Origin of the sequence: Pseudorhizobium halotolerans, from assembly GCF_902153235.2 — a bacterium.
In the GTDB taxonomy this organism is placed as follows: domain Bacteria; phylum Pseudomonadota; class Alphaproteobacteria; order Rhizobiales; family Rhizobiaceae; genus Neorhizobium; species Neorhizobium flavum.
The window spans coordinates 151553-152225 of the sequence record NZ_CABFWE030000013.1 but is presented as its reverse complement, the minus strand read 5'-3'; the positions used below and the strand labels follow the sequence as shown (position 1 = coordinate 152225).

Annotated in this window: 1 protein-coding gene and 1 pseudogene; one reads left to right on the top strand and one right to left on the bottom strand. The window is 54.5% G+C overall.

Features of this window, described 5'->3' with window-relative positions; all coding sequences use genetic code 11:
• On the bottom strand, positions 1-167 hold a 167-nt coding region (locus tag FN060_RS19785), incomplete at its 3' end, for a type II toxin-antitoxin system Phd/YefM family antitoxin (protein ID WP_185929076.1).
• A 305-nt stretch (positions 168-472) separates the two neighbouring features.
• Here FN060_RS19785 and FN060_RS19780 point away from each other — a divergent pair.
• Positions 473-673, top strand: a pseudogene (locus FN060_RS19780) (hypothetical protein); the annotation flags it as partial.

Here is a 673-nt window from a genome sequence, read left to right as displayed (position 1 = left end):
ACAAGATTGTGACGCTTACCTGTCAGACGCTCAAACTCACCGTACGTCATCAACACGTGCGAAGGTCTGCCTCGATCAGTGATAACGACAGGTCCCGCTTCAGCAGCTTTTTTTGCTCTGCCAACATCATGATTCAATTCGCGGCTGGTCAAGCTAATAGTGGCCATGTGCGCCTCCATGTAGGAACATACCTACATATAGCGCCTTTATGCTGCCTGCGCAATGCGCTCCTGGTACGACGTAGCTGTCCAGGCTTTTACGCCTTGATCGGAACCGCGGAAAGGCTCTTCAGCTTTGCTCAGCCGGAACGCCGCCGAAGGTGCGCGGAGCAAAGCATTACCAAGGATGACGAGATCCTGACGAACTTCCTGTGTTACAGGCTCGACTTCGCCCGCTTTACGCATTTTTAAGCGCCCGCCCCTAATTCCGCACGCCCTCGGCCTGAGGCCCGAGAAAAGATGCGGAATGACACATGCCCAACGAAGACCTTTCCAGACACCATTTTCAGAAGAAGATTTCGACTTACTGCGACGTCCGGCTTGCTCCCGTCGCGCCGGATTGGATCGTAGAGAACATACGGCCCTACCTTCTGGGTCTGATAACATTTCGAAAGACACCCGCGCTTGCGCGCAACCGGTATGACTGGCGGCAGATCGCACACGATTGTGGGATC